We start from the raw sequence: 18,284 nt of genomic DNA on the forward strand, positions 1-18,284 counted from the left end.
ATCGGCTCCGGGCACAACGGCCTGGTCGCCGCCTGCCACCTGGCCCGCGCCGGCCTCCGCGTGGAGGTGGTGGAGCGCGACGAGGTGCTCGGCGGCGCGGTCTCCACCGTCGAGCGCTGGCCCGGGGTGCGGGTCGACCGCGGGTCCAGCGCGCACGTGATCATCCGGCACAGCGGCGTGGTCGAGGAGCTCGAGCTCGAGCGCTTCGGGCTGCGCTACGTCGACTGCGACCCGTGGGGTTTCGCCCCCGCCCCGGTGCCCGGTGACCCGGGTCCCGACGGCCGTCCCCTGGTGTTCTCCGTCGACCTGGACGCCACCTGCGCCTCGATCGCGGCGGCCTGCGGGGATGCCGACGCCGCCGCCTACCGCCGGTTCGTCGAGGTCTGGGGGCCACGCAGCGCCGCCGTCGTCAAGGCGTTCGGCGACCGCCCGGCGATGAGCCGGCTGGTCCGGCACCTCTGGCCGGTCGGCGCGCCGCGGCGCGGCCAGCCGCGCACCCCGGGCGGGGAGATCGCCACCGACTTCCTCGGCTCCGGCGACGCCCTGCTGGACCGGTGGTTCACCAGCGAGCGGCTCAAGGCGGCGCTGGCCTGGTTCGGCGCCCAGTCCGGGCCCCCGATGTCCGAGCCGGGCACGGCGGCGATGGTCGCGTGGGTCGCGCTGCTGCACGACGTCCCGCCGGGGCACCCGGTGGGCGGCTCCGGCGGGCTCACCGAGGCGCTGGCCGCACGGCTGGCCGCCGACGGCGGGCGGGTCACCCTCGGCGACGGCGCGACCCGGCTGCTGGTCGACGACGGCCGGGTGACCGGTGTGCTGACCGAGTCGGGCCGGCGGATCCGGGCCGACACGGTCGTCGCCGCCTGCCACGTGCTGGCCACCAAGGCCCTCGCCGGGGACGACGCACCGCCGGCGCTGGCCGCCGCCGAGCCACCGGTGGGCAACGGCTTCGGCCTGGTCCTGCGCGCGCAGACCGACGCCCTCCCCCGCTACCCCGGCGCAGGCGACGAGGCGTTGCAGGGACTGCAACTGCTGTGCACCGACCGGGCCCAGCTCGCCCGCGCGCACGGCGACTGGCTGGCCGGCGAACTGCCCCGGGAACCGGTACCGCTGGCGATGTCCTTCTCCGCGAGCGACCCGACGCTGGCCCCGCCCGGCCAGCACGTGGTGACCATCTGGGGGCAGTGGTACCCCTACGAGCTCGCCGACGGGTCGGACTGGGACAAGATCGCCGACCGGGCCGCCCAGCAGCTCATCGCCGCGGTCGACCGGTACGCCCCGGGCTTCGCCGACTCGGTACAGCGGCTGTACGTGCAGACGCCGTTGAAGCTGGAGCAGGAACTGTCCCTGCTGCGTGGCAACGTCATGCACGTGGAGATGGGCCTGGCGAGCATGTTCGGCTTCCGCCCCACCCCCGCGCTCTCCGGGCACCGGGTGCCGGGCCTGGCCGGGCTCTACCTCGCCGGGGCCTCCACCCACCCCGGCGGCGGGGTCTCCGGGAACTCCGGGCGCACCGCCGCCCGGGTGGTGCTCGCCGACCGGCGGCCGGCCGCCCGGCTGCGCACCCTCGCCACGGCACGCCTGCGGGGTGCGCGGCGGTGACCGGCACGGCCACCCGCACGTCCCCGGCCGCTGACCGGGCGCCGGTGCCCTGGCTGCCCTGGGCGCTGGCGGCCGGCGTGGTCGCCACCGCGATCGCCTACCCGCTCACCGACGGCGACGCCCGCGACGCGATCAGCTGGACGATCGTGCTCCTGGGGACCGGGGTCTCGGTCAGCGCGGCGACGGTGAGCCGCGGCTGGCGCACCGGGCTGGGCGTGCTGGTGCTCGTGGGCGCCGTGGCGGTGCTGTTCGAGGCGCTCGGGCTGGCCACCGGCTTCCCCTACGGCGAGTACGCCTACAGCGACGTGCTGGGGCCGACCCTGCTCGGGGTGCCGTTCCTGGTACCGCTGGCCTGGCTGATGATGGCCTGGCCCAGCTGGGTGCTGGCCGCCTGGCTGACCCGACGGCTCCAGCACCCCCGGGTCGTCCGGGTGCTGCTGGCCGCCTACGTCTTCGCCGCCTGGGACGTCGTCCTCGACCCGCAGCTGGTGCAGGCCGGCTACTGGCGCTGGGCCCACCCCGAGCCGGGCCTGCCCGGGATCGACACGGTGCCGCTGACCAACCTGGGCGGCTGGCTGCTGGCCGGGCTGGTGCTCATGACCCTGCTGGACCTGCTGGTCACGCGCACCGCGCGCCCCCGCCGCACCGGCGACGCCGCGCCGCTGCTGGTGCTGGCCTGGATGACCCTGGGCGGGGCGCTGGCGCACGCCGGGTGGCTCGGCCTGCCGGGCTCCGCGCTGTGGGGCGTGCTGCTGGCGCTGCCGGTGCTCGCCGCCGTCGCCGTGCAGGCCCGCCGGTGAGCCGGCTCGTCCGGGCCTGCGCCGGCCTCTCCGTGCTCGGCGCCGTGCACGCCGCGGTCAACACCCGGCTGCTGCGCCGCCCGCCGGCGGTCCCCCCGCCGGTCGCCCGCCGGGTCACCGTCGTGCTGCCGGTCCGCGACGAGGCCGACCAGGTCGCCGACTGCCTGGCCGCGGTGCTCGACCAGCGCGGGGTGCCGGAGCTGGCGGTGGTGGTCGTCGACGACGGGTCGACCGACGGCACCGCCGAGCGGGTGCCCGCCGACGACCGGGTCACCCTGCTCCGCGCGACCCCGCCCGCGCCGGGCTGGCTGGGCAAGTCGAACGCCTGCGCGCAGGGCGCGGCGGCCGCCGGCGACGCCGACGTGCTGGTCTTCCTCGACGCCGACGTCCGGCTGATGCCCGATGCGGTCGCGGCCGCGGTGGCGCTGCTGGACGAGGCCTGGCTGGACCTGGTCTCCCCCTGGCCCCGGCAGCTGGCCGGCAGCGCGGCCGAGCGGCTGGTGCAGCCGCTCCAGCAGTGGCTGTGGGCCACCCTGCTCCCGCTGCGCGCGGCGGAGCGGTCCGGCCGGCCGTCGCTGGTGGCGGCCAACGGGCAGTTCCTGGTGGTCCGGCGGGCCGCCTACGACCGGGCCGGTGGGCACGCGGCGGTGCGCGGCGAGGTGATCGAGGACGTCGCGCTGCTGCGCGCGGTGAAGGCCGCCGGTGGCCGCGGCGTCGTCGTCGACGGCTCGACGCTGGCCGCCTGCCGGATGTACCGCGGCTGGCCGGAGGTCCGGGCCGGGTACGCCAAGTCGCTGTGGTCGGCCGTCGGCGGGCGGCCGGTGGCCGCCGGAGCCGCCGCCGTCGGGCTGACCGCGGTGTGGCTGGTCCCCCCGCTGGCCGCGCTCACCGGTTCCCGGGCCGGGGCGGTCGGCTACGCCGCCGGGGTGGCCGGGCGGGCCGTCGTCGCCGCCCGCACGGGCAGCCGGGCGTGGCCCGACGCCCTGGCGCACCCGCTGTCGATCGCCCTGCTCGACGTGCTGGTCGCCCGGTCGCTGATCGAGCGCCGTCGGGGGACGCTGCAGTGGCGGGGCCGGCCGGTGACCGGCTGCCCGGCCGAGCGCCCAGCGGCGATCCCTCCCCGCCCCTAGCCTGAGCAGATGGACACCAGCGACCTGCTCACCCTGCGCGCCGACGCTCGCGCCGCGCTCGTCCTGGTCGGTCTGCGCGGCGACTGGTAGCCCTACTGCTGCGCCCAGGCGGTCCGCCTGGCCCGGTCCTCGTCCCGCTTCTCCGCCGCCGGTGCGGAGGTGGTGCTCGCCTCGGTCGATCCGCCGGAGGTCCAGCTGGCCATGAACCGGACGTGGCACCTGCCGTTCCGGTGGGCCGGCGACCCCGACGGAGAGCAGCTGGCCAAGCCCCTGGACGCGTGGGACGCCGACGCGTCGATCTTCCGGCCGCTCGTCGTCGTCCTGGCCCCGGACGGCCGCGAGGTGTTCCGGGAGCTGTCCCGGGACTTCACCGACCGCACCGACGACGAGCCGGTGCTCGCCGCGGTCGAGGCCCTGCAGCTGCCGTCGCTGCCCGAGCCCCCCGCCTGGGCCCCGGCCGGCGTGGCCCCCCGGCCGTCGGAGCGGGCGTTCCGGCCCCGGTCGTTCATCCCGTACTTCCGGGCGATCCGGTTCAACACCATGGCGCTGAGCCAGCGGATGGTCGACGACCGGGACCGGGACCAGCTGGTCACCGAGCAGCGGATGGCCGAGTCGTTCCTCGCTGCCTTCGACGCCTGGCGCGCCGAGCACCCACCGGAGCACCAGGGCCCGAGCTGAGCCACGAGCGGCCGGGCGCGAGGATGACCGGGTGACCGAGCAGAGCAGTTCCCCGCGGGTGCACTTCGACCCCATCGAGATGGCGACCGGGGCCTTCTACCGGGTGCTCAACTCGGTCGTGGTCCCCCGGCCGATCGCCTGGGTCTGCACCCGCTCGGCGTCCGGCGTGCACAACCTCGCGCCGCACTCCTTCTACACGGTCGCCAGCGTGCAGCCGCCGGTCGTGCAGTTCACCTCGGTGGGCCGCAAGGACTCGCTGCGCAACGTCGAGGAGACCGGCGAGTTCACCGTCAGCCTGACGCCCGAACCGCTGTTCGAGCAGGTCAACGCCACCGGCACGGACTTCCCGCCGGACACCGGCGAGGCCGAGCAGACCGGCGTGCGGCTCGAGCCCAGCCGGGTGGTCGGCGTGCCCCGGGTGGCGCAGTCGCCGGTGGCGGTGGAGTGCCTGCTGCACGCCACCCTCCGGCTGGGTGACAGCACCGTCGTGTTCGGCCGGGTGGTCAACATCGCCGTCGCGGAGGCCGCCGTCGAGGACGGTCGGCCCCGGATCGAGCACCTGCGCCCGCTGGCCCGCCTGGGCGGCGACGAGTGGTCGACGATCGGCGAGGTCCGCTCGATCCGCCGGATCCCCTACCGCGACTGGACCGCGGACCCGGCCATCGGCCAGCGCCTGCGCGGCGGCTGAACTCAGCCCGGCAGGTGCGGGGCGACCTCCGCGGCGGCGTCGGCACCGAAGGCGTCGGTGAAGCGGGCCAGGAAGTCCGCCTTGGGCAGCGAGTACTCCTGGGTGCCGATCACCTCGACGGCCGCCGTCGCCACCGCGGAGCCGACCTGCAGGCAGCGCTCCAGGCCCAGCCCCCACTGCCGGGCCGCGACGAAGCCGGCGCGCAGCGCGTCGCCGCCACCGGTGGGCTCGACCGGCTTGGTCTCCGGGACGGCGATCACCTCGATCGGGGCCTGCCCGGCCTGCTCCACCCGCACCCCGCTGGCCGCCCGGGTGGTCACCCAGGCACCGACCCGGGCGAGCACCTCGGCGTCGTCCCAGCCGGTCTTCTGCAGCAGCAGCGCGTGCTCGTACTCGTTGGTGAACAGCAGCTCCGCGCCGTCGACCAGCTCGCGGATCATCTCCCCGTCGGCCCAGGCCAGCTGCTGGGAGGGGTCGGCGAGGAAGGGGAAGCCCCGCTGCCGGCACTCCTGCGTGTGCTGCACCATCGCCGTCGGGTCGTTGGGGCCGACGACGACCAGGTCGACCCCGCCGATCCGGTCGACCACGGGCGCCAGCTCGATCAGCGAGGCCTCGCTCATCGCGCCGGAGTAGAAGGACGCGATCTGGTTGTTCGCCGCGTCGGTGGTGCAGGTGAACCGGGCGGTGTGCTTGAGCTCGGACCAGTGCACGCTGCCGGTGTCGACCCCGTGCCGGGTCAGCCAGGCGTCGTAGTCGGCGAAGTCCCCGCCGACGGCGCCGACCAGCGCCGGCCGCTGGCCGAGCAGCGCCAGGCCGTAGGCCATGTTGGCGCCGGCGCCGCCGCGGTGCTGCACCAGGTCGTCGACGAGGAAGGACAGCGAGACGTTCTGCATCTTCCCCTCGACGAACTGGTCGGCGAACCGGCCGGGGAAGGTCATCAGGTGGTCGGTGGCGATGGATCCGGTCACGACGACGGGCATGGCGCAACTGCTTCCTGCTGGACGGCGGGGCACGACCCGCGGCGTCCGCGGTGCCCGGCCAGCGTAGGAGCCCGGGGCCGGCCCCGCCCGGCGCCCTCCCCCGGCCGGGTCAGCGCGAGGGGTCCCGGACCAGGGCGAGGAACAACGGCGTCCGGGTGGCGGTGTCGGTGAGCAGCAGCAGGAAGGGCCGGTCGAGGACGATCTCCGGCAGCGGCGCCCGGAACGAGACGGCGACGACGGTGACGCCCGTGGCCGCGGCGGCCACGGTGCCGTCCTGGTCCACGTCCAGCACCGTCTTCTGCACGACCCGGTCGATCCGCGCGTCCGCCCCCAGCTCGGGCACCTGCACGGGCAGGCCCTGCTCGACCAGCGGATCGAGCAGGTCGTGGGTCTGCTCGATCCGCAGGCGGGGCAGCCGGACGTCGACGCGCTGGGGAGCTGCCTCGGCCACCGCGGCGAGCACCCGCTCGTCGAGGGTGGCCGGGTCGGTGCCCTCGGGTGGGAGCAGCGCGACCGCGGTCAGCGTGCCGTCGCGGTAGGGCAGCTCGACCGACTGCCAGCCGGCGACGGCGCGGGCGGTACCCGAGGCGCCGGACATCATGGACACCTCCACCGTCCCGGACGGCGCGGCGAACGGCGCCGGGGCGGTGCGGGTGAACCGGCTGGCCCAGCGGGCCCGCAGGTGCACCGCGTTGGTGAGCGCGAGCACGGTGTCCCGGTCCAGCGGCTGGTCGAACAGGCTGCGGATGAGGCCTCCGGTGTCCTCGGCGACCGCGGCGTTGATCCGCTCGGTCGCGCCCGCGGGATCGGCCTGGAAGTCGAGCCTGCCCAGCTCGGCGGCGAAGGCGCTGCGCGCCGCGGTGACGTGGGACGGGTCGACGCGGTACCCAGTGGCGGCCCACAGCCGGTTGCTCACCTGCAGCGCGTCCCGGCTCTCCGCCGCGTCGCCGCGGTCGGCACGCAGCGCGGCGAGCGCGGCGGTGTGCTCGGCGAGGGCGGCGGCCAGTTGCGGCGACCACGGTGGCAGCCGCAGCAGGGCGCCGAGCCGTGCCGCCCGGTCGGCGGTGAGCCCCGGGTAGAGCAGGCCCAGCGCCTGGGCGGCGGACGCCGGGGACAGCAGCGCGTTCTCGTCGGGGCGGCGGGCCGCCACCGTGCGCAGCAGGTCCAGCCCGAAGGAGGTCTGGGCAGCGGCGACGTCGGGGACGCCGGTCGTCGTGGGCATGCGCGCAGTGAGTCGCATCTGCCGGGCCTGGTCAAGGCCCCGCGGGCTCCTCCCCCAGCGCCCGGCGCAGCTGGACACCGAGCTGCCCGGTGCCGACGAGGCCGAGCAGGCACCCCACGCCGGTGCCGATGCCGACGACCACGGCCGGGGAGGCCAGCGCCGCGACCACCCCGGCGCCACCCAGGGTGAACCCGGCCATCGCCACCCGGGTGGGCCGCTCCCACACCGAGATCGCCCCGGTCTCGCTCACCCCGGCCTGCCCGGCACGGGCGCGCAGATAGTCCGGCAACCAGCACAGCGCCCCGAAGGCCACGGCCAACCAGCCCGGCGCCCCGGCGACCCACAGCGCCAGCGCGTAGGCGACCTCGGTGAGCCGGTCGACGACGGAGTCCAGCACGAAGCCCCGCCGCGAGGCGCGCCCACCGGCGATCGCCAGCGCACCGTCGAGGGAGTCCAGCAGCCCGGACAGGCCGACCAGCAGCCCGGCCGCGATCAGCCAGAGCCCGCCGGCGGCCGCCGCCGGCACCGCCGCCCCCGCCACGATCAGCCCCAGCGCGGTCGCCGCCAGCGGCGAGACCCGGGCCAGCGGCACGGCCAGCGTGTAGGCCAGGGAGAGCCAGCCACGCACCAGCCGGCTGGCTGCCGGGTCGGTGCCGCCGTGCCAGCGGGACCACGCGATGAGGTACTCCTCGCGGCTCAGCACCCGTGCAGTCCACCACGATGCGGGCACCGGGCGCTGGCGGCAGGGAGAGTGGTGCCGTGCTCGCCGGTCTCGCTCCCGCCCGCCGTCGTCTGCTGCTGGTCCTCCTGGTGTTCGTGCTGGTGGCGGCGGCGGTCGCGGTCGCCGTCCCGCTGCTGACCGGGGACGACGACACCGGCCCGGTGGGCACGGCCGACCCGGAGCGTCCCGGCCCGGTGCTGCTGGTGCCCGGCTACGGCGGGTCGACGGAGTCGCTGCGGCCGCTGGCCGAGCGGCTCACCGCCGAGGGGCGCGACGCGACCGTCGTCGAGGTGCCCGACGGCGGCACCGGCGATCTGCGGGCCTCGGCCGACGCGCTCGGGGACGCCGTGGACGCGGCACTGGCCCGCACCGGCGCGGAGAGCGTCGACGTCGTCGGCTACTCCGCCGGTGGGGTGATCGCCCGGGTGTGGGCCGCCGACGGGGGCGCCGCGCAGGCCCGGCGGGTGGTCACCCTCGGGTCGCCGCACCACGGCACCACGGTCGCGGACCTGGCGCGCAGCTTCGTGCCGGACGAGTGCGGGGTGGGCTGCCAGCAGCTGACCACCGACAGCGAGCTGCTCGCCGGGCTGAACGCCACGGACGAGACGCCTTCCGGGCCGAGCTGGGTGTCGATCTGGACCACCGTGGACCGGACGGTCACCCCGCCGGCGTCGGCCGAGCTGGCCGGAGCGCTGGAGCTGCCGGTGCAGTCGGTGTGCGCGGACTCGCGCGTCGCCCACGGCCAGCTGCCGACCGATCCGCTGGTGCAGGCGATGGTGGTGGCCCAGCTGCAGCCGGGCGACCCGGTGGAGCTGGGACCCGACGACTGCGCGACGCTCGCCGCCGAGTGAGCCCCCGTCAGCTGGTGATGTCCTTGGTGGTGAAGTTCGCCCACGCCGCGACCAGCAGCACCCCGACGTAGACCCCCTGCAGCGCCAGGCCACGCACGATGTCCCGCCAGAACACCGGGTCGCGGAACAGGTCGACGAACGCCAGCCAGTACCGCGTGGGCAGGTAGGGCGCGAAGGACGACGCGGCGTCCAGGGTGAGCAGCAGCGAGGAGGCGATGAGCACCGCCAGCGCCCCGAGCATCGCCGCGGGCGGGGAGTCGGTGAGCGTGGAGAAGAACAGCGCGAACGCCGCGACCCCGAGCATCGACACGGTCACGTAGCCGATGGCCAGCAGGGTGCGGCCGGCCAGCTCCTGGGCGGTGAGCGTCGTCCCGGACAAGGCCGTCCCGCCGATCGGCTGGACGTCGAACAGCAGCTGCCCCACCAGGTATCCGACCACCGCGACCACCAGCACGGTGACGAAGACGAAGGCGATCAGCGCGACCAGCTTCGCCACCAGCAGCCGGGTGCGCCCGGCCGGGCGGGCCAGCAGGTAGCGCAGCGTGCCGGCCTGCGCCTCCCCGGCCACCGACTCCCCCGCGATCAGCGCCACCGCGATCGGCAGGAACAGCGGCAGCACGATCGCCAGCGCGGCCAGCGGGTACAGGGTGCCGTTGGTCAGCACCGCGGAGAGGAACGCCGGCCCCTCCCCCGGCCGGGGTGCCAGGTCGGTGACCGCCAGCAGCACGGCCACCAGCACCGGCAGCGCGTTGAGCAGGGCGATCGTCACCCAGGTGCGGGGCCGGCGGAACAGCTTGCGCAGCTCGACGCTGATCACCGGCGCCCCCGCTCCCCCGGCGCGTCGACCCGGTCGGCGCTGGTGCTGGCCGCGGCGAGCACCACCTCCTCCAGGGTGGGCCGCTGCAGCGCCAGCCCGGTGACCGGCACCCCGGCGGCCACCAGCGCGGCGTTGACCTCGGCCGGGTCCGCGCCGCGCACGACGGCGCGAGAGCCATCGGCGGAGAGCACCCGGCCGTCCAGCGCCGCGCGCACCCGCTGCGGATCGGTGGTCTCCACGACCGTGGCACCGGTGGGCGCGGTCAGGGCGGCCAGCTCGTCCTGCAGCACCAGCCGCCCGCGGTCGAGCACCCCGACCCGGGTGGCCAGCATCTCGACCTCGGCCAGCAGGTGGCTGGAGAGGAACACCGTGGTGCCCTCGCGGTTCAGCTCCAGCAGCAGCTCGCGGATCTCCGAGATCCCCTGCGGGTCCAGGCCGTTGGTGGGCTCGTCGAGCACGAGCAGCTCCGGACGGCGCAGCAGCGCACCCGCCAGGCCCAGCCGCTGGCGCATGCCCAGCGAGTAGTCGCGCACCGGCCGGCGGCCCACCCCGGCCAGCCCGACCTGCTCCAGCACCGTGTCGATCCGCGACCGCCGGGTGCGCCGCGACCCGCCGGGGCCGGCGGCGTCCAGCAGCGACAGGTTGGCCCGTCCGGAGAGGTGGCCGTAGTGCGCCGGGCCCTCGATCAGCGACCCCACCCGGGGCAGCACCTCCCGCCCCCGCCGCGGCATCGGCCGGTCCAGCAGCCGCACCTCGCCCTCGGTGGGCAGCACCAGGCCCAGCAGCATCCGCACCGTCGTCGTCTTCCCCGAGCCGTTGGCGCCCAGGAAGCCGTAGACGTCCCCGGCGCGCACGTCGAGGTCGATGCCGTCCACGGCGCGCAGCCGGCCGTACCGCTTGACCAGTCCGGCGGTCGCGATCACCGTGCTCACCGGTCGCCGCCGGTCAGCTCGGCCGCGGCCAGCGCGAGCGCCTCGCCGTCGACCGTGCCGGTCAGCAGCAGCGGCCCGTTCCGTCCGTCGACCAGCATCAGCCCCAGCGGCCCGGCCGCCAGCCGCACGCCGAGCTCGTCGACGACGGCGTCCGGCGCGCGCCGCAGCGCACCCCGCAGCCCCCCGGCCGCCTCCGCCGGCAGCGGCGCGACGACCAGCACGGTGACCCCGCGGCCGTAGGCGGCGATCGACTCCGGCACCCCCGGCACGGCGCGCCGGTCCAGGCCGGCGAGTGCGGCGGGCAGGACGACGTCGCGGCGGGCGCCGGCCCGGGCGGCGTCCAGCAGCTGCTGGTCCGGGCCGGCGCGCAGGTCGTGCGCCGGCACCGCGGTGAACCGGGTGACCGAGGCCGGGGGCGTGCTGACGTCGACGTCGAGGAACGCGGTGTCCAGCGCGGGGCCGGTGCCGGTGTCCCCGACGACGAGCACCCGCAGCGGGAGGCCGCTGCCGGCGTCGACCCACACGTCGACCCGGGCCACCGAGGACGCCGCGTCCGACGGGACCAGGCGCAGGCCCAGGGCGTCGCGCCCGGCGATCCGCGCGGCCGGCAACCGGGACAGCTCGTCGTCCTCGGCCTCGGACAGCAGCCGGCGGCCCAGCGCGGTGGGCAGCAGGTCCGGTGCCGTGGGGAGCGCGAGCGGGCTGCCGGCCGCGGACCGGGTGACCCGCGCCTCCTCGTACTCCCACGTCCAGCGACCGGCGGGGCTCAGGTGCACGCCGGTCTCCCCGGTGGGGGTGACCACGTCCACCCGCCAGTCCAGCGGGCCGCGGTACCAGGTGCGCATCGACGTCCGGTCGCTGAGCAGGTCGGCGACCGGGGTGAGCTGCTGGCCGACCGGCAGCGCCAGGCCACCGGCCGCCTGGGCGTAGCCGGAGTACGGGACGTCGGCCGAGGCGAGCGCCTGCGCCCGGAGGTCCGGCGCGGAGACGGCGGAGTCGGTGGCCGGCCACGCGGCGACCAGCGCCGGCAGACTGACCAGCACCGCGACCGCGGCGGCCACGGCTGCCCAGCGGGCGGCTGCCCCGGTCCGCCGTCGCGCCACGCCGAAGACGGTACGTCGGTCACGCGGCACCTGCCGGAGCCGGTGATCATGCGACCGCGCCGTGCCGGCCCTACCGTTCCCGGGGTGGCTCCTCCGATCAGCGACGCCGTGGTCGTCGACGTCCTGCACCGGGTCGACCGGGTGCTGGCCCCCGTGGTCCGGCGGCTGGGCCGGCCGCCCGAGCTGCCCGCCGAGCGGCGTGCCGCGTGGTGGGCCGACCGGGTCAGCCGGGTCGCGGCCGGCGTCTCGGCGGCGCCGCGGTTCGCCGGCCGGCTGGCCTCCCTGCTGCCGCTGCAGAACACCGTCGGCTCGGCGGTGCAGTCCCTGGTCGTGCTCGGCGTCGCCGCCGAGCACGGGGTGACCGACCCCGCCGACCGGATCAGCCTGCTCACCCGGGTGCTGCTGGACCGCGAGCTGCCCGCCGAGCAGGTGCGCCCGCTGCTGGACCGCGACCGCGGGGTGTACGCGCAGGAGGCGTTCGGGGAGCGGCGCTCCGGCGTCGGCGGCGCGGCCCGGGCGCTGTGGCGGGTCGGCCGGCTGCTCGGCCGGATCGACGACGCGCTGGACGCCCGGCCCAAGGGCAAGCTGCGCCACCGGGCACTGTCGCAGCTGCCGGTGGTGGGCGTCGTCGGTGGCTACGCCGCCGAGCACGAGGGGCTGCGCCTGGCGGCGCGGGAGGCCGACCAGCTGCTGTCCCGCTGAGGGTCAGACCGCCGGCACCCCGGCCAGGTTGGCGTGGACCTCCCGGGTCGCCGTCGAGCGGTTCATGGTGATGAAGTGGATGCCCGGGACGCCCTCGTCCAGCAACCGGCCGCACATCTCGGTGGCCACCTCCACGCCCAGCGCCCGCACCGCCCGACGCGCCTCGGGGGTGTCGCCGTCCAGCGCGGCGAACCGCTCGGCGAGCTCGTCCGGGAACGCCTGCCCGGACAGCTGCACGATCCGCGCGATCTGCCGCGCGTTCGTCACCGGCATCACCCCGGCGATGAGCGGGACGTCGCAGCCGCGGGCGGCCACCCGGTCGCGCAGCCGCAGGTAGTCCTCCACCCGGAAGAACATCTGGGTGATCGCGAAGTCCGCGCCCGCGCGGCACTTGGCGATGAACATCTCGGTGTCGGCCTCGGCGTCCGGCGACCGGGGGTGCAGCTCGGGGAAGGCGGCCACGCCGACGCAGAAGTCGCCGGCGTCCTTGATCAGCCCGACCAGGTCGGCGGCGAACTCCACGCCCTCGGGGTGGGCCAGCCACTCCGACTGCGGGTCGGCGCCGGGCGGGTCGCCGCGCAGCGCCAGCAGGTTGCGCACCCCGGCGGCGGCCAGCCGGCTGACCACGTGCCGCAGCTCCGCGACGCTGTGGTCGACCGCGGTGAGGTGCGCGAGCGGCAGCATCGTGGTCTCCGCGGCGATCCGCTCGGTCACCGCCACGGTGCCCTCGCGGGTGGAGCCGCCGGCGCCGTAGGTCACCGACACGAAGGAGGGCTGCAGCCGCTCCAGCTCGCGCAGCGCGGTCCACAGCTGGGTCTCCCCCGCGGCGTCCTTGGGCGGGAAGAACTCGAACGACCACGTGGGCCGCCCCTGGGCGAGGAGCTCGCGCACCGTGCCGGTCACGAGGATGAGCGTAGTGACTGCATCCGGACCGCCGGTCGCGGGCGAAGGAACCCGGACAGCACGAGACGGGGCCCACCGGGGTCCGGGGCGGGAGACCAGATGAACCGGTGTCAGTCGACTGACACCTTGATCGGGCCGGGACCGATCGAGTTGGGCAATACTGGCCCGGTGACCGCCGGGACCCAGCACCGCGACCGTCCATCCGGCCCCGGGGTCGCCGCCCCGCGGGCGGCCGACCTGGACCGGGTCCGCGCCGCGGTCAGCGCCGCGCTCGAGACCTTCCTGTCCGAGCAGCGCGCGACCCTCGGGGCCATGGCGCCCCAGCTGGCGCCGGTGGTCGACGAGGTCTGCGCCCTGGCCGAGGGCGGCAAGCGGCTGCGCCCGCTCTTCGCCTACTGGGGCTGGCGCGGGGCCACCGGGTCCGCCCCGGCCGAGGACGACGAGTCGGTGCTGCGCGCCGTCGCCGCGCTGGAATTCGTGCACGCCAGCGCGTTGGTGCACGACGACGTGATGGACGGCGCCCTGACCCGCCGCAGCCGGCCGGCCACGCACGTCGGCTTCGCCGCCCGGCACGGCGACGACGGGCTGGGCGGCGACCCCGCCCTGTTCGGCGTGGGGGCCGCGATCCTCGTCGGCGACCTGGCGCTGGTCTGGTCCGACGAGCAGCTGCGCCGGTCCGGCATCTCCACCGCGGCGCTGGCCCGGGCCCGCACGGTCTGGGACGTGATGCGCACCGAGGTGACCGCCGGCCAGTACCTGGACCTGCTGCGCGCCGCGGGCGGGCTGCCCGGCCCCGAGGGCGCGCTGACCGTCGCCCGGTACAAGAGCGCCGGCTACACCGTGCAGCGGCCGCTGCAGCTGGGCGCGGCCATCGCCGGCGCCGCCCCGGAGGTGACCGAGGCCTACACGGCGATCGGCCTGCCGCTGGGCGAGGCCTTCCAGCTGCGCGACGACGTGCTGGGCGTCTTCGGCGACCCCGAGGTCACCGGTAAGTCCGCCGACGACGACCTGCGCGAGGGCAAGCAGACCCTGCTCATCGCGCTGGCCGAGGAGCGCGCCAACTCCGCCGGGCGCCGGTTGCTGGCCGAGTCGCTGGGCGACCCGGCCGCCGGCCCCGAGCAGTTCGCCGCGCTGCGCGAGCTGATCGAGACCACCGGCGCCCGGGCCCGGGTCGAGGAGCGGATCGCGGAGCGGACCACCCTGGCCCGGACGGCGATCGCCGAGGCGCCCGTGGCCGAGGACGCCCGCGCCGCGCTCGACGCGCTCGCCGTCGCCGCGACCACCCGCACCGCGTGAGCGGCCTGCGCCGCGGCCGGGTCCGCACCGTCCCGGGCCGCACCGAGCGGGTGGTCGTCGTCGGCGCCGGGCTCGCCGGGCTGTCGGCCGCCCTCCGGCTGCGCGGCGCCGGCCGCGAGGTCACCGTCGTCGACCGCTGCCCCGGCCCGGGCGGACGGGCCGGCGTGGTCACCCGGGCCGGCTACACACTCGACACCGGCCCGTCGGTGTTCACCGCCCCGGAGATCGTCGAGGACGCCTTCGCCGCGGTGGGCGAGCGGCTGGCCGACCGGCTGACCCTCACCCCGCTGACCACCACCTACCGCGCCCAGTTCGCCGACGGCTCGCACCTGGACGTGCACGCCGACCGGGCCGAGTTCGCCGCCGAGGTCGAGCAGCTGTGCGGACCGGCCGAGGCCGCGGCGCTGCACCGCTACCTCGACGACCTGGCCGAGCTCTACCGGCTGCAGCTGCGCACCTTCATCGACCGCAACCTGGACTCCCCGCTGGACCTGGCCGGCCCCGAGCTGGTGCAGCTGGTCCGCCGCGGCGGCTTCCGGCGGCTGTCCTCGCACGTCGAACGGTTCTTCGCCGACGACCGGCTGCGCCGGTTGTTCAGCTTCCAGGCCCTCTACGCCGGGGTGTCGCCGTTCCGGGCCATCGCCGCCTACGCGGTCATCGCCCAGCTCGACATCGGCGCCGGGGTCTGGCACCCCGAGGGCGGGATCGGCGCGGTGCCCCGGGCGATGGCCGCCGCGGCCGCCGACGCCGGGGTGGAGTTCCGCTACGAGGTGGACGCCGAGCTGGAGGTCGACGGCTCCCGGGTCACCGCCGTCCGGCTGGCCGACGGCGACCGGCTGCCCGCCGACGCCGTCGTGGTGACCGCCGATGCCCCGCACCGGCTGGTGCCCGGCCTGCGCGGCCCGCGTCGCCCGGTCCACTCGCCCTCCTGCGTGGCCCTGCACCTGGGTGCCCGGGCGACGTTCCCCGACCAGGCGCACCACACGATCAGCTTCGGGCAGACCTGGCGGCAGGTGTTCGACGAGCTGACCCGCGACGGTCGCCCGATGAGCGACCCCAGCCTGCTGATCAGCATGCCCTCGGTGACCGACCGGGCCCTGGCCCCCGCGGGCGGCTCGGTGCTCAGCGTCGTCGCCCCGACTCCCAACCTCGACCCGCGCAGCGGGGGCAACCCCGACCTCGACTGGCCGGTGCTGGCCCCCCGCTACCGGGAGGAGCTGCTGGCCACCCTGGACGCGCGGGGCTGGACCGGCGTCGGCGAGGCGATCGAGGTGGAGGAGCTGCTGACCCCCGTCGACTGGGCGGCGCAGGGCATGGCCGCGGGTACCCCGTTCGCGCTGGCGCACACCTTCGGGCAGACCGGGCCGTTCCGCCCGTCCACCCTGCCCCGATCGGGCCCGGAGAACGTGGTGCTGGCCGGCTCGTCGGTGCAGCCCGGCGTCGGGGTGCCGATGGTGGTGATCAGCGGCCGGCTGGCCGCCGAGCGGATCACGGGGGTGCAGCGATGACGCCACCGCCCACCCGGGAGCAGCAGCAAGCGCAGTTGGACGCGGCCTACGCGGTGTGCCGGGGGATCGCCGCCGAGCACGGCAAGTCCTACTTCCTGGCCACCCGGCTGCTCACCCCCGACCGCCGGGCGGCCATCCACGCGCTGTACGCCGCCGCCCGCGTGGCCGACGACATCGTCGACGTCGGCGCCGACCAGCCCGGCCGCGATCCCGAGGGCGAGCTGCTCGCCTGGTCGACCGCGGCCCTGGACGAGGTCTCCGCCGGCTGGTCCGACGACCCGGTCCGGCTGGCGCTGGTGCACACCTACCGCCGGTACGGCATCCCGGTCGAGCACCTGGTCGACTTCCTCGCCGCGATGACCAGCGACCTCGACGTCACCGGCTACGCCGACCTCGACGCCCTGGACCGGTACATGTGGGGGTCGGCGTCGGTCATCGGGCTGCAGGTGCTCCCCGTGCTGGGCACCGCCCCCGGGGTGACCCGCGAGGAGGCCGCGCCGCACGCCATCGCCCTGGGCGAGGCCTTCCAGCTGACCAACTTCCTGCGCGACGTCGCCGAGGACGTCGACCGCGGCCGGGTCTATCTGCCCGCGGACCTGATGGCCGCGCACGGGGTCACCCGGGAGCAGCTGGCCGCCAGGCGCCACTCCCCCGGGTTCACCGCGCTGATGCGGGAGATGGTCGCGGTGACCCGCCGCCGGTACGACGACGCCGCACCCGGCACCCCGATGCTGGCGCGGGAGTCCCGGGACTGCGTCCGCGCCGCGACCGCGCTCTACGGCGGCATCCTCACCGAGATCGAGCGCGCCGACTACCGGGTGCTGGACCGCCGGGTGCGGGTGTCCAGGCCGCGGCGCCTGGCGGTGTTCGCCCGCCGGTTGACCGCTGCCCAGCTGGCCAGGGTGAGCAGCACCAGGGCGAAGCCGAACAGCAGGTCCTCGACCGGGGCGTAGGCGATCCGCGGGCCCCAGATGACGTCCGGGTCGTAGGTGACCACGTCCAGGCCGGTCAGCACGCCGTTCATCAGCAGCTGGAAGCCGACCACGATCGCGTAGGCGGTCCAGAACACCGGCCGGGTGACCAGCCGGGTGCGCAGCACGGCGAGGTCGACGACCAGCACGGCGACGACGGCGATCACGGCGAGTGCGCTGTAGCTCATCGCCCGTCCTCCGCCTCGCGCGCCGGGTACCCCGCGTCCCAGCCGGTCACCTTCCGCACCGCCTCCAGGGCCAGCACCGCGCAGATCGGCACGACGACGAAGAAGAGCACCTCCTCGACCGGGATGCCGCCGGGCAGCCGGACGTCGATGGTGCGGGTGGCGCTGTAGTCCCAGTGCCCCTGCTCGATCGCGTAGAGCACCCAGGCCAGGAAGACGACCAGCTCGGGGACGAGCGCCAGCAGCAGCCGCCGCCAGCGGGCGTAGACCCGGACCCGCAGCAGCAGCTCCAGCGGGGCGGTGACCACGAGGCAGCCCACCAGGAGCGCCCCGTAGGTCAGCTGCTCCATCGCCGGCTCAGCACGATCGCCGGCTCAGAAGGCCAGCGCCTGGGCGCGGCGCACGACCTCGCGGTGCCGGTCGTCGCGCAGCGCCTGGACCGGCGTGCCCGGGAGCGTGTCGTCCTCCCGGTACAGCCAGTCGAAGGCCTCCTCCTCGGTGTAGCCGCCGTCCATCAGCACGGTGAGCAGCCCGGGCAGGTGCCGGAGCACCTCGCCGTCGAGCAGCAGGTCGGCCGGGATCTTGCTGTTGCCGCTGCCGGGCACGGCGATCAGCTTGTGCTCGCGCAGCAGCTGGCGGACCCGGTTGGGCGAGACGCCGAGCTGCTGGGCGACCTCCGCGGGGGTGAGCGTGTCCACGCGACCAGCCTAGGGCGGGCCCCGACCGGGACTGTCGGACCCCCGCGGCAGCCTGCCGGCCATGACGCTGAGCACCGTCGAACGCGAGCAGTTCCTCGCCGAACCGCACGTCGCCGCGCTGTCGGTCGCCGCCGGCCCCGACCGCGGGCCGCTGACCGTGCCGATCTGGTACGGCTACACCCCGGGCGGCACGGCCTGGATCGTCACCCCCACCGCCTCCCGCAAAGCCCGGTCGATCGAGGCGGCCGGCCGGTTCACCCTGCTGGTCGACCGGGTCACCCCCAGCGTCCGGTACGTGTCCGTCGAGGGTCCGGTGGCCGACACCCGCCCCGCGACCGAGGACGACGTCCGGGCGATGGCCCGGCGGTACCTGCCCCCGGAGGCGGTGGAGGGCTACGTCGCGATGTCGCTGGCCGACCACGGCGACCAGGTCGTCGTCCACCTCCGCCCCCAGCGGTGGCTCTCCGCCGACCTGGGCTGACCGCCGGGGCTTCCCTAGG

General features: G+C 76.3%; 20 protein-coding genes and 1 pseudogene. 11 read left to right on the forward strand and 10 right to left on the reverse strand.

What is annotated here, in order from left to right:
* The 5 genes from ACI79A_RS05850 to ACI79A_RS05870 all read left to right on the forward strand — a co-directional run bounded on the left by ACI79A_RS05850 (position 1) and on the right by ACI79A_RS05870 (position 4,895).
* Positions 1–1,599, forward strand: coding sequence for a phytoene desaturase family protein (locus tag ACI79A_RS05850; protein WP_457081153.1), 1,599 nt, complete (start codon positions 1–3; stop codon positions 1,597–1,599).
* Entirely contained in the window at positions 1,596–2,399 is an 804-nt protein-coding gene (locus ACI79A_RS05855) for a carotenoid biosynthesis protein (protein WP_457080918.1), read from the forward strand. Before ACI79A_RS05850 ends, ACI79A_RS05855 begins: the two co-directional genes overlap by 4 nt.
* A complete protein-coding gene (locus ACI79A_RS05860) occupies positions 2,396–3,529 on the forward strand; it encodes a glycosyltransferase (RefSeq protein WP_457080920.1) in 1,134 nt (377 codons plus the stop codon). Before ACI79A_RS05855 ends, ACI79A_RS05860 begins: the two co-directional genes overlap by 4 nt.
* A gap of 117 nt (positions 3,530–3,646) precedes the next feature.
* The gene (locus ACI79A_RS05865; protein ID WP_457081155.1) at positions 3,647–4,207 is read left to right on the forward strand and encodes a peroxiredoxin family protein; all 561 of its coding nucleotides are present in this window, start codon (positions 3,647–3,649) and stop codon (positions 4,205–4,207) included.
* 31 nt (positions 4,208–4,238) lie between these two features.
* The gene (locus ACI79A_RS05870) at positions 4,239–4,895 is read left to right on the forward strand and encodes a flavin reductase family protein (protein ID WP_457080922.1); all 657 of its coding nucleotides are present in this window, start codon (positions 4,239–4,241) and stop codon (positions 4,893–4,895) included.
* Between the two features lie 2 nt (positions 4,896–4,897).
* Here the strand turns inward: ACI79A_RS05870 and ACI79A_RS05875 are convergent, their stop codons facing one another.
* From ACI79A_RS05875 to ACI79A_RS05885, 3 genes are all read right to left on the reverse strand, one after another.
* Positions 4,898–5,875 carry a carbohydrate kinase family protein gene (locus tag ACI79A_RS05875; RefSeq protein WP_457080924.1) on the reverse strand — a complete coding sequence of 326 codons (978 nt, stop codon included), beginning with the start codon at positions 5,873–5,875 and terminating at the stop codon, positions 4,898–4,900.
* 109 nt (positions 5,876–5,984) lie between these two features.
* Complete coding sequence (locus ACI79A_RS05880) at positions 5,985–7,097, reverse strand: serpin family protein (protein ID WP_457080926.1); 1,113 nt, start codon at positions 7,095–7,097, stop codon at positions 5,985–5,987.
* Between the two features lie 31 nt (positions 7,098–7,128).
* A complete protein-coding gene (locus ACI79A_RS05885; protein WP_457080928.1) occupies positions 7,129–7,800 on the reverse strand; it encodes a CDP-alcohol phosphatidyltransferase family protein in 672 nt (223 codons plus the stop codon).
* Positions 7,801–7,856: 56 nt separating this feature from the next.
* On the opposite strand from ACI79A_RS05885, the gene ACI79A_RS05890 reads away from it, so the two are divergent.
* Positions 7,857–8,669 (forward strand): lipase family alpha/beta hydrolase, encoded by an 813-nt coding sequence (locus tag ACI79A_RS05890; RefSeq protein WP_457080930.1) that lies wholly within the window; start codon positions 7,857–7,859, stop codon positions 8,667–8,669.
* Positions 8,670–8,676: 7 nt separating this feature from the next.
* Here ACI79A_RS05890 and ACI79A_RS05895 read toward each other — a convergent pair whose 3' ends face one another.
* Genes ACI79A_RS05895 through ACI79A_RS05905 form a run of 3 tightly spaced genes read right to left on the reverse strand, consistent with a single transcriptional unit; the run spans position 8,677 to position 11,521 of the window.
* Positions 8,677–9,486: an ABC transporter permease gene (locus ACI79A_RS05895; RefSeq protein WP_457080932.1), complete on the reverse strand. Its 810-nt coding sequence runs from the start codon at positions 9,484–9,486 to the stop codon at positions 8,677–8,679.
* Positions 9,483–10,418 carry an ABC transporter ATP-binding protein gene (locus ACI79A_RS05900; protein ID WP_457080934.1) on the reverse strand — a complete coding sequence of 312 codons (936 nt, stop codon included), beginning with the start codon at positions 10,416–10,418 and terminating at the stop codon, positions 9,483–9,485. Before ACI79A_RS05900 ends, ACI79A_RS05895 begins: the two co-directional genes overlap by 4 nt.
* On the reverse strand, positions 10,415–11,521 hold the full coding sequence (locus tag ACI79A_RS05905) for a transcriptional regulator (protein ID WP_457080936.1): 1,107 nt from the start codon (positions 11,519–11,521) through the stop codon (positions 10,415–10,417). The genes ACI79A_RS05900 and ACI79A_RS05905 overlap by 4 nt, the downstream gene beginning before the upstream one ends.
* A gap of 84 nt (positions 11,522–11,605) precedes the next feature.
* Here ACI79A_RS05905 and ACI79A_RS05910 point away from each other — a divergent pair, with 84 nt between their 5' ends.
* Positions 11,606–12,223, forward strand: coding sequence for a hypothetical protein (locus ACI79A_RS05910; RefSeq protein WP_457080938.1), 618 nt, complete (start codon positions 11,606–11,608; stop codon positions 12,221–12,223).
* Between the two features lie 3 nt (positions 12,224–12,226).
* Here the strand turns inward: ACI79A_RS05910 and metF are convergent, their stop codons facing one another.
* Positions 12,227–13,126, reverse strand: a complete 900-nt coding sequence (metF, locus tag ACI79A_RS05915; protein ID WP_457080940.1) for a methylenetetrahydrofolate reductase [NAD(P)H] — start codon at positions 13,124–13,126, stop codon at positions 12,227–12,229.
* 168 nt (positions 13,127–13,294) lie between these two features.
* Here metF and ACI79A_RS05920 point away from each other — a divergent pair, with 168 nt between their 5' ends.
* From ACI79A_RS05920 to ACI79A_RS05930, 3 genes are read left to right on the forward strand one after another with little or no spacing between them, the layout of a single operon-like run.
* Positions 13,295–14,422, forward strand: a complete 1,128-nt coding sequence (locus ACI79A_RS05920) for a polyprenyl synthetase family protein (protein WP_457080942.1) — start codon at positions 13,295–13,297, stop codon at positions 14,420–14,422.
* Positions 14,419–15,930: a phytoene desaturase family protein gene (gene crtI / locus ACI79A_RS05925; RefSeq protein ID WP_457080944.1), complete on the forward strand. Its 1,512-nt coding sequence runs from the start codon at positions 14,419–14,421 to the stop codon at positions 15,928–15,930. Before ACI79A_RS05920 ends, crtI begins: the two co-directional genes overlap by 4 nt.
* Complete coding sequence (locus ACI79A_RS05930) at positions 15,927–16,883, forward strand: phytoene/squalene synthase family protein (protein ID WP_457080946.1); 957 nt, start codon at positions 15,927–15,929, stop codon at positions 16,881–16,883. Before crtI ends, ACI79A_RS05930 begins: the two co-directional genes overlap by 4 nt.
* Here the strand turns inward: ACI79A_RS05930 and ACI79A_RS05935 are convergent.
* From ACI79A_RS05935 to ACI79A_RS05945, 3 genes and pseudogenes are all read right to left on the reverse strand, one after another.
* Positions 16,880–17,089, reverse strand: a pseudogene (locus tag ACI79A_RS05935) (lycopene cyclase domain-containing protein); the annotation flags it as partial. The gene ACI79A_RS05930 and the pseudogene ACI79A_RS05935 overlap by 4 nt on opposite strands.
* Positions 17,086–17,436 (reverse strand): lycopene cyclase domain-containing protein, encoded by a 351-nt coding sequence (locus tag ACI79A_RS05940; RefSeq protein WP_457080948.1) that lies wholly within the window; start codon positions 17,434–17,436, stop codon positions 17,086–17,088. The gene ACI79A_RS05940 and the pseudogene ACI79A_RS05935, both read right to left, overlap by 4 nt.
* Before the next feature lie 24 nt (positions 17,437–17,460).
* Positions 17,461–17,784, reverse strand: a complete 324-nt coding sequence (locus ACI79A_RS05945; RefSeq protein WP_457080950.1) for an Rv2175c family DNA-binding protein — start codon at positions 17,782–17,784, stop codon at positions 17,461–17,463.
* A 61-nt stretch (positions 17,785–17,845) separates the two neighbouring features.
* Here ACI79A_RS05945 and ACI79A_RS05950 point away from each other — a divergent pair, with 61 nt between their 5' ends.
* Positions 17,846–18,265 (forward strand): pyridoxamine 5'-phosphate oxidase family protein, encoded by a 420-nt coding sequence (locus tag ACI79A_RS05950; RefSeq protein WP_457080952.1) that lies wholly within the window; start codon positions 17,846–17,848, stop codon positions 18,263–18,265.
* Positions 18,266–18,284: the final 19 nt, after the last annotated feature.

It is taken from the genome of Modestobacter sp. SYSU DS0657, assembly GCF_054050925.1.